The sequence below is a fragment of the Corallococcus llansteffanensis genome, from assembly GCF_003612055.1.
In the GTDB taxonomy this organism is placed as follows: Bacteria; Myxococcota; Myxococcia; order Myxococcales; family Myxococcaceae; genus Corallococcus; species Corallococcus llansteffanensis.
This window is the reverse complement of the sequence record NZ_RAWB01000453.1, coordinates 1-8,084: the sequence shown is the minus strand read 5'-3', so window position 1 is coordinate 8,084 and position 8,084 is coordinate 1. Positions and strand designations below refer to the sequence as shown.

Sequence of the window (8,084 nt, the reverse complement as noted above, 5' to 3'; positions counted from 1 at the left end):
GGTGTTCGGGGCCTGCGGGTGCGGGGGCCGCGCCGGTGGCACTGGCCTGGGCAAGCAGGGCTGCGAACAGGAGGGCGTTCATAGAGGGTGCTCCCCAGTTAGGGGCGAAGCCCATCCGCCGCCATGGGTGCGGGTCCCCGCCGCTCCGATGGAAAACACAGACAGGCACCGGAGTGCCTGACAGTGAATGGACGGAGCGCGCGGGCTGGACCGGAGGGCGGGGATGACAATCCGTGTCGGAGTGGCGCTCAATGACAGCACGGCGGAAGGACGCCGGGCATTCGGAAGGGCATGGGAGGTCCGGGCTCCAGGAGAGAGGAACCAACGTGCATCCCAGGTGCGGCAGGGGCGTCTGTCTTGAAGGGCGGTGCGGTGTTCAGCAGGTCACGGCGGCGCTGCCATGAACGAACCCTCGGACGGAGATGTGGCGGTGCCTGCATCCCGGCCGGGGCCGATGAGGAACGGCAGGGGAACGGATCCATCCGGCGGATCAAACGACCGGCCGACTTCGGATGTGGGAACCGGAATGCCAGGTCCCGCGTCCGTTGGCGTCAGCGATGAGCCCGGTTCTCCATCCCGGAGCCGCCGGAGGATCCTGCCGTCGCTGCCCACCGCATACTGGGCTCCCGAGTGCAGCCCTGGAACGGCGAGGCCGCAGAACCGGGGATCCTCATCAATCCGGATGAAGATGATGCCCTGCCGCTGAATGACCCTGTACCGGTGCGCCTCGGGTCGGTCGGGGCAGGGCGTGTCGGCACGCTGCGGCCCGAGGAAGTCAGCAGCGGCGAGTTCGACGGCGCGCAGGACGGTGCCGGTGAGCTCGACAGGTCCTCCGTCGGCACCTGCCTCCACGGCGGGATGCTCGAAGAAGGCTGGGAAGTCGATGGAGGTGTCACCCACCAGCGCATCGCGCGTGGACGGGTTCCGCAGGCAGCCCGCCAACAGCAAGGCTGCCGGAAGAATGAAGCGCTTTGTCGCCATGGGCCCTCTTCGTCGATGCCTTGACCGTGCGCCTAGTGGCGGTCGATCCGATAGGTCTGCTCGTCGGTCCAGACCACGGTGCCAAGGGGTTGGCGACTCCACTGATTCCGCTCCAGCGTCCACTTGGACAGGTCACCAGTCGTGGGCGTGTACTGGAAGAAGCCGTCGCAGGTGGGATTCGCGAAGTCATTCGAGGCAGAGAAGAACGCCACCAGGGACAGCCGAAGCATTCCCGCTTTCGTCTTCACCTCCCAGCCATGGGCCAGTCCCATGGCGACGATGTACCGGATGTCCTGCTCCGTGAGCTCTCCTTCATACGGACGGGTGTGGAGGAGATACACGTAGCCAATGCTCTCGGGAGGATACCGGGCATCGTCCACGGAGGGCGGCAGGCGGCAGGTCCGTTTGCCACGGGCGTCCTGAATCGGCGTCACGGACATCATGCTCATCTCGAACCGCTCATCGGGCGTGTAATAGACCCAGGCGCAGTATTCCCGTGAGAGGTCCCAGCGCAGCCGGAAGTTCATGTCCGAGCGGCGTCCTGCGGTGGCATGCGGCTGCTTCAACAGTATCGAGCAGGCCGAGATGAGCGCATCCGAATACGTGTCGAAAGGTCCAAAGCCCGGCATGGGGCCCGGGATGCGCTCGGGGACGTCACGCGAGTTGCTCTGAATGACTCCAGGGGTCGCGGCAGGCTGCGCGCATGCCAGCACGAGGCCCAGGCTCAGCCATCCCGGAAGCCTTGCCCCGTGGCCCGTCCTCACGGTGCCGGCAGCATGGACAACCGCTGCTTCGCCGAGCGGCTCTGCGGATCAAACCTCAGCGCCTCCTCCAGCCGCTCGCGGCCCTTCGCCACGTTGCCCTGCACCACGTACAGGTCCGCCAGCCGCACCAGCACGTCCGCGTTGTAGGGCTGCAGGTCCAGCGCCCGCTCGAACTCGCGCGTCGCCGTGGCCACGTCCTTCCGGCGCATCGCCAATTGCCCCAGCATCACGTGCGGCTGCACCAGCCCGCTCGTCTCCGGCTGCGTCGCCAGCGCCTGCAGCGCCGGCATCGCCCGCGCGTCCCCGAACGACGCCAGCGTCAGCGCCGCGCCCTGCCGCACCCACAGCGAGCCGTCATTCAAGAGCGGCACCAGGTCCTCCGCCGCCTCGCGCGCGTTCACGCTGCCCAGCGCGTCGATGAGGTCCGAGCGCAACGTGCTGTCCGTCGTGCCCTTCAGCGACGCCCGCAGCGCCGGCACCACGTCGCGCTTGAACCGCCGCGCCAGGAACTTCGCCGCCGCGCCCCGGAGCGTCCCCGCCTCCGTCGTGTCCGCCAGCACCGCCTCCAGCGGCCCCCGGCTTTGCGCCGCCGTCTTCTCGTCGAACGCGTCCGCCAGGCGCAGCCGCCGCTGCTGGCGCGCCTCCGCCTTCGGCCACCACTTCGTCAGCGCCGCGTCCATCGCGTCCGGCGTCTCCTTCGTGTGGCAGCTGTTGCACGCGTTGGGCACCTCGTGGAGCGCCGTGTTCTTCGGCACCGGCACGTCCAGCGCGTGGTCCGCGAAGTGATCCAACACGCCCGACACCACCGGCGGCATGTGACACGCGATGCAGTCCTGCGCCGCCGCGGCCTTGTGGTGCGTGTGCTTCTCCCCCTGCGCCACCACCTCCGCGTGACAGCCCTGGCACGTCGCCGCGTTCGCGGACGTGCGCGCCGTCGTCACCTTCGGCTTCTTCACCTCGTTGGGCGCATGCGGATCATGCGGCGCCGTGTGGCACGTCAGGCACGTGGCCCCGCCCTGCTGGTGGCAGCGCGACTGGATGAGCGCCTGGTACTCGAAGCTGGAGGTGCTGGGACGCCCGTCGTTGAAGAAGTCGCCGGAGCGCTCGTTGCCCACCAGCAGCACCATGGGCTGGTAGTTCGCGTCGTAGCGCTGGCCGGGCTGGTAGCGGTGCGCCGCGTCCAGCATCGGGAACAGCGTGCGGCGCGGCCCGTGGCACTGCGCGCACACCGCGAAGCCGGCCTCCGCGGAGAGCTTCGCCGGCTGGACGATGTCCGCCGCCACCTGCGAGTCCGCGTGCCGCCCGCCGGGCCCGTGGCAGGACTCGCACGCGACGCCCGCGTCCGCGAACTTCGTCTCCCACTGGTGGCTCGCCCGGTCATAGCGCGCGTCCAACCCCGTGACGTGGCAGTCCAGACACGCGTGCTGCGCGCTGCGGCGGAAGTTCGCCCAGAAGAACGGGTGGTCCGGCGCCAGCGGGCCCTGCTTCTTCTCCGAGTAGTCCACCCACTCGCCCTTGCCCGTGACGTGGAAGTACACCGGCAACACCTGCCAGCGCCCGTCCGGCAAGAGCGTGATGGGGTCCTGCATCCGCTTGCCGCCCACCAACCACTGCACCGGCCACTCGCCCAGGTTCCCGTCCGCGCCCTTGGTGCGCATCAGGTACTTGCCGGCATCGCGGCGCACCCACGCCTCGCTGGACTCGCCCTTGAAGTGCGTGCCCGCGCCCGTGAACGTGCCCACCACGTACTGCTTCGTCGCCGGTGACAGCGCCCGCGCGTGCCAGTCGTGCTTCCAGCCCGTGTGCTGCTCCTCGTGGCAGTCCGCGCACACCTCGGAGCCCACGAACCGGTTCGGCTTCGCCGGAGCCGTCGCCGGAGCCTCAAGGGGCGCCTCCGCTGTCTTCACCAGCACGGGCGCGGCAGGGCTTCCCGCATCCACGGGAGGCCGGGTCGTGACCGGGGACGAGGCAACCACGGGCGCGGAGGACGACGCCGGGCGCAGGGCGAAAGCGAGCCCCACGACGAGGACGGCGACCACCGCGAGGGAGACGAGGACAGGGCGAGAAGGGCGCATCCGGAGGTGCGTCCATGCTCCCCCGGACGGTCGGGCGGCACAAGCGGCCCTCCGAGTGAGCCCGGGCAGCCCTTCTCCTCCAGTGGACACCGCGCTCCCAGGAAGGGCTGCGGTCCCGGGGAGCGCTGGACTAGGGTTCCGGCAGCCAGGAGCCAGTCGCCAGCACCTACCCCGGGAGGCCTTCCCATGCCCATGCGGTCCGTGAACGGAACCCGGCTGTACTACGAGGACACCGGCGGGGCGGGGGACGTGGTCCTCTTCAGCCACGGCCTCCTCTGGAGCACGCGCCTGTTCGACCCGCAGGTGGAGGCGCTGCGCGGCCGCTTCCGCTGCATCGCGTACGACCACCGGGGTCAGGGGCAGAGCGCGGTGCCGCCCGACGCGGTCATCGACCTGGAGACGGTGTACGCGGACGCGGTGGCGCTCATCGAGTCGCTGGGCGTGGGCCCCGTCCACTTCGTGGGCCTGTCCATGGGCGGCTTCGTGGGCATGCGGCTCGCGACCCGCCGGCCGGACCTCTTGCGCTCGCTGGTGCTGCTGGAGACCTCCTCCGACCCCGAGCCCGCCGCGAACGTGCCCAAGTACACGGCGCTCAACCTCATTGCCCGCTACGTGGGCCTGGCGCCCGTCACCGGGGTGGTGATGCGCATCATGTTCGGCACGTCGTTCCTCACCGACCCGGGCCGAGCGGCCGAACGGGCGCTGTGGGCCGCGCGCCTGCGCCAGAACCGCCGCGACATCTGGCGCGCGGTCAACGGCGTCATCAAGCGCAAGAGCATCGCGGACGAGCTGCCGCGCATCCGCACGCCCACGCTCGTTATCGTGGGCGAGGAGGACCGCGCCACGGTGCCCGCGAAGGCGGAGCGCATCCACTCGCTCATCCCGGGCTCGAAGCTGGTGCGCCTGTCGCGCGGCGGGCACTCCTCCACGGTGGAGGAGCCGGCGCTGGTGAACGCGGAGCTTGCTCCCTTCCTCACGGAGCATGCATCCACGAACACCGCGCACACCGGGTGACGCACGGTTACCGCAAGGCCCAGGAGGGTTTCTTCAATGCCAGTCGCGAAATGGAACGGGGTCGTGCTCGCGCAGAGCGAGCGCTTCGAGACGGTGGAGGGCAACATCTACTTCCCGCCCGACAGCCTCCGCCGTGAGCACTTCAAGCCCAGCACCACGCACACGTCCTGCCCGTGGAAGGGCGAGGCGAGCTACTACACGGTGGAGGTGGACGGGAAGGCGAACCCCGACGCCGCCTGGTTCTACCCGGAGCCGAAGTCCGCCGCGGCCAACATCCGGGACCACGTGGCCTTCTGGAAGGGCGTGACGGTGGAGCGGTGATCAGGGCCTGAGGGTCTGGAGTGCGCGGATGCAGCGAGCAAGGCTGTCGCTCCGTCTGGCGGCCACACCGGGGCGCCAGTCGCCTTCCGTGAAATGCGCGATCACCGACGTGTACTGCTTGCCCACCAATGCGGTCGAGCCCTCGGATGGAACGAGGGCGGCCCTGACGTCGCGGGAAGGGGAGCGGCGCGCCAGGTTGATAAGCGCCTGCTTCGCATTGAGGAGGGTGTCGGGCTCAAGGGGGACCAGGCTGACGGGAACGCCGAGGAAGGTCGCGATGCGCTCCGTGTCCGCGAGCAGCCAACTCTCGCCCTGATGGACCGAGATGCGCAGGTGCATTCCCCGCGCGGGCGCTGGAAGAAGGCGCTGCACGAGCGCGGGTGCGCAGGCCGCATCCTGATCCAGGTCGCGCAGCACGAACCAGGGCGCGTTCCGGGCGGCGTTATTGAATCCAGACAGTTTTTCGTCGAGTTTCGCCTTTCCGCCCATTGGATAGACGGTGCCCGCAGGGAGGCCCGCATGGCGGAGAAGTCGGGTGGCGATGGCCGTGTCGGTTGGGCCCTCCACCGTGACGCTCACGGGAATCATAGCGGTCCCCCAAGCCAGGTGAGCTGCTTCGAGCCCCGGGGCGCCGTCCGTGGAATCACGGCGTCCGCGACCGTGAGCCCTCCGTCAAGAAGGGCCCGGATGGGCTCGATGGCTCCTGCGACCTCGACCTGGGTTCCTGCCTTGTGAGGTGTCAGGACGAGCACTTCTTCACCGCCAATGCCCTCGTCCGCCAGGAGTTCCGCGCTGTGGGTGCTGATGATGACCTGACGGTTGTTCTTGTGGTTCAGCCGCGCCAGCATTTGAGGGATGTGACGAACGATCGCCGTATGGACTGAGAGCTCCGGCTCCTCCAGCAGCAGCGGAGCGGTTCCATCCAGGAGCGCCCAAAGCAGTCCCAGGAGCCGGAGCGTTCCATCTGAAAGCTGCGTCTCGTTCTGCGCGACTGCGCCGGGGCGCCAATGCCGGTGTCTGACCCTGAGATGGGGTACGCCCTGTTCGTCACGCTTCAGGTTCAGTTCCTGGAGCTGGGGAACCGCGACCCGGAGCGCGCTCGTGATGCGCTTCAGGCGCGAGTTGCGCGTCTTGGGTGGCACACGGGCCAGTTGCTTCAGGAAGTCACCTCCAAAGGGATCATCGACCCGCCCCTTGGAGCGGTCCGGCTCCCGGACCAGCTGTGGAACGAGGTGGAGATAGCGGATCCTGGAAAAGAAGTCGGCGAGTTCCCGAAAGGGGCGGTTGGTATTGACCTGCTCCAGATGCGTCTGGCTCAAAAGGTCAGGATCGTTCTTGTCAGCTTTGTTGGGACGCTCCCGGAGTAACTTCCCTCCATGCGTGACCACCTCCGTCTTGACGATGGGGCGACGCTGGGAGTCCCGGGTGAATTCCAGCCGGTACTTCCAGGGGGCGCCGTCGCCAAGATCGACTTCGACTTCGAGCGCGACATGCGGAGGTCGGTGCCCATGCAGGGAGCGTATCTGCGCCACCCCTCCACGGGTGCCCACTGCGCGTTGAAACCCGCCTTGCGGATCCGCCACGTCGCGCAGGAAGCGAATGGCATCGAGGAAGTTGGATTTGCCCGCGGCGTTGGGGCCCACGAGGAAGACGCGCTGCTCAAGCGGAGCGTCGGACTCATGGAAGTTTCGCCAGTTTTCAAGGCGGAGGCGGGTGATGCGCATGGCGCGACTGTAGTCGCCAGGACCTGCTCGCGCACGGAAGCTGATCCGCTCCGGCCGCTTCAGCGCCGGAAGTACCGATACCAGCGGGGCGCGTTGCGCAGCTGCGTGACGATGAAGGCCGGCACCCACTGGAGCAGGTTGGCTTCCGGCGCGAAGTGGTAGCCCGCGACCAGGCCCGCGTCGATGCGGTCCTCCTCGAGGTTCGTGGCGTACGGGACGCCGTTTCCGCCCCGGCACTCGCCGGCCTGGAAGAAGCGGCGCCAGAGGTCCCCCGCCTCGGCGTGGTTGTCCGCGATGAGGCGGCTGTCGATGCCGAGCAGCGAGCCCAGCAGCTTCCAGAAGTAATACCAGCGCCCCTGGTCGAACTCGTAGCGCGCGTCGACCCACGACTGCGCGACGACGTAGGAGAACGTCAGCAGCGTGAAGGCGACGGAGCTCTGGTTGTAGACAGGCCGCTCCGTGACGCGGCTGCGGTACGGCGCGAGCAGCCGGTTGTGCATCTGCGCCAGCAGCAGCGTCGTCGCCAGCGTGCGCGTGCTGTAGAGGGTGCCCCAGCCCATGCTCATGTTGCCGTAGAGGATGCGCAGCATGACCTGCGCGGTCTCGATGACCCGGCGGGACACGATGGCCCGCATGCGGCTGTGCGGCCGCTGGACGAACAGCTCCGACACGTCGTGGTGGTAGTACGTGGAGAGGAACGACACCTGCGCCAGCTCGTTGACGGACTGGCCCTGCAGGAAGACGTAGAAGGCCTCGTCGCGCGCGGCCTCGAAGTCGCGCAGGAACCCCGCGGCCGTGTTCGCCCCGGTGACGGCGGCGGTGTTCGCGGCGAAGGGCGGCCCGTACAGCACGCCCGCCAGCCGCTGGTCGCTGTACGTGTTGCCCCAGAACGAGGAGATGGCCGAGAAGGCCCCCAGCGCGGGCCGGTACGCCGTGCCGTCCACCGTGGGCGTGCGGTCGCGGTGCTGGTTCCAGTGGTCCGCCAGCCCCGTGAGCAGCGTCGGCTCCGCCACGCTCAGGATGCCGTAGAGGCTGTTGGCCGCCGTGAGCGGGTTGCCCAGGATGGCGGTCACGTCCTGACCTCGAAAGATGAGCGGCATGGGGCTCCGGCGTGGGTGGCCCCGGGACTCTAGAGAAGGAGTGAGCCTGGAACAAACCGTTGACCCTGGAAATCAGCAGAACGGGGTTTCCGGGCGGGGATGTCC

8 protein-coding genes are annotated in these 8,084 nt (G+C 68.7%); 2 read left to right on the top strand and 6 right to left on the bottom strand.

Annotated features, from left to right (window positions below; translation table 11 throughout):
* Positions 1 to 384: 384 nt before the first annotated feature.
* The 3 genes from D7V93_RS31640 to D7V93_RS31630 all read right to left on the bottom strand — a co-directional run bounded on the left by D7V93_RS31640 (position 385) and on the right by D7V93_RS31630 (position 3,820).
* Positions 385 to 981: a hypothetical protein gene (locus D7V93_RS31640; RefSeq protein WP_120646930.1), complete on the bottom strand. Its 597-nt coding sequence runs from the start codon at positions 979 to 981 to the stop codon at positions 385 to 387.
* A 32-nt stretch (positions 982 to 1,013) separates the two neighbouring features.
* Positions 1,014 to 1,508, bottom strand: a complete 495-nt coding sequence (locus D7V93_RS31635; protein ID WP_244237635.1) for a hypothetical protein — start codon at positions 1,506 to 1,508, stop codon at positions 1,014 to 1,016.
* Between the two features lie 233 nt (positions 1,509 to 1,741).
* Complete coding sequence (locus D7V93_RS31630) at positions 1,742 to 3,820, bottom strand: HEAT repeat domain-containing protein (RefSeq protein ID WP_120646928.1); 2,079 nt, start codon at positions 3,818 to 3,820, stop codon at positions 1,742 to 1,744.
* A gap of 186 nt (positions 3,821 to 4,006) precedes the next feature.
* Here D7V93_RS31630 and D7V93_RS31625 point away from each other — a divergent pair, with 186 nt between their 5' ends.
* Entirely contained in the window at positions 4,007 to 4,834 is an 828-nt protein-coding gene (locus D7V93_RS31625) for an alpha/beta fold hydrolase (protein ID WP_120646927.1), read from the top strand.
* A 36-nt stretch (positions 4,835 to 4,870) separates the two neighbouring features.
* Positions 4,871 to 5,155 (top strand): DUF427 domain-containing protein, encoded by a 285-nt coding sequence (locus tag D7V93_RS31620; protein ID WP_120646926.1) that lies wholly within the window; start codon positions 4,871 to 4,873, stop codon positions 5,153 to 5,155.
* Here the strand turns inward: D7V93_RS31620 and D7V93_RS31615 are convergent, their stop codons facing one another.
* Genes D7V93_RS31615 through D7V93_RS31605 form a run of 3 tightly spaced genes read right to left on the bottom strand, consistent with a single transcriptional unit; the run spans position 5,156 to position 7,952 of the window.
* Positions 5,156 to 5,734, bottom strand: coding sequence for a hypothetical protein (locus D7V93_RS31615; RefSeq protein ID WP_147451437.1), 579 nt, complete (start codon positions 5,732 to 5,734; stop codon positions 5,156 to 5,158).
* A gap of 5 nt (positions 5,735 to 5,739) precedes the next feature.
* The gene (locus D7V93_RS31610) at positions 5,740 to 6,879 is read right to left on the bottom strand and encodes an AAA family ATPase (RefSeq protein WP_120646924.1); all 1,140 of its coding nucleotides are present in this window, start codon (positions 6,877 to 6,879) and stop codon (positions 5,740 to 5,742) included.
* Between the two features lie 59 nt (positions 6,880 to 6,938).
* Positions 6,939 to 7,952, bottom strand: a complete 1,014-nt coding sequence (locus tag D7V93_RS31605; protein ID WP_147451436.1) for an oxygenase MpaB family protein — start codon at positions 7,950 to 7,952, stop codon at positions 6,939 to 6,941.
* Between the last annotated feature and the right edge of the window lie 132 nt (positions 7,953 to 8,084).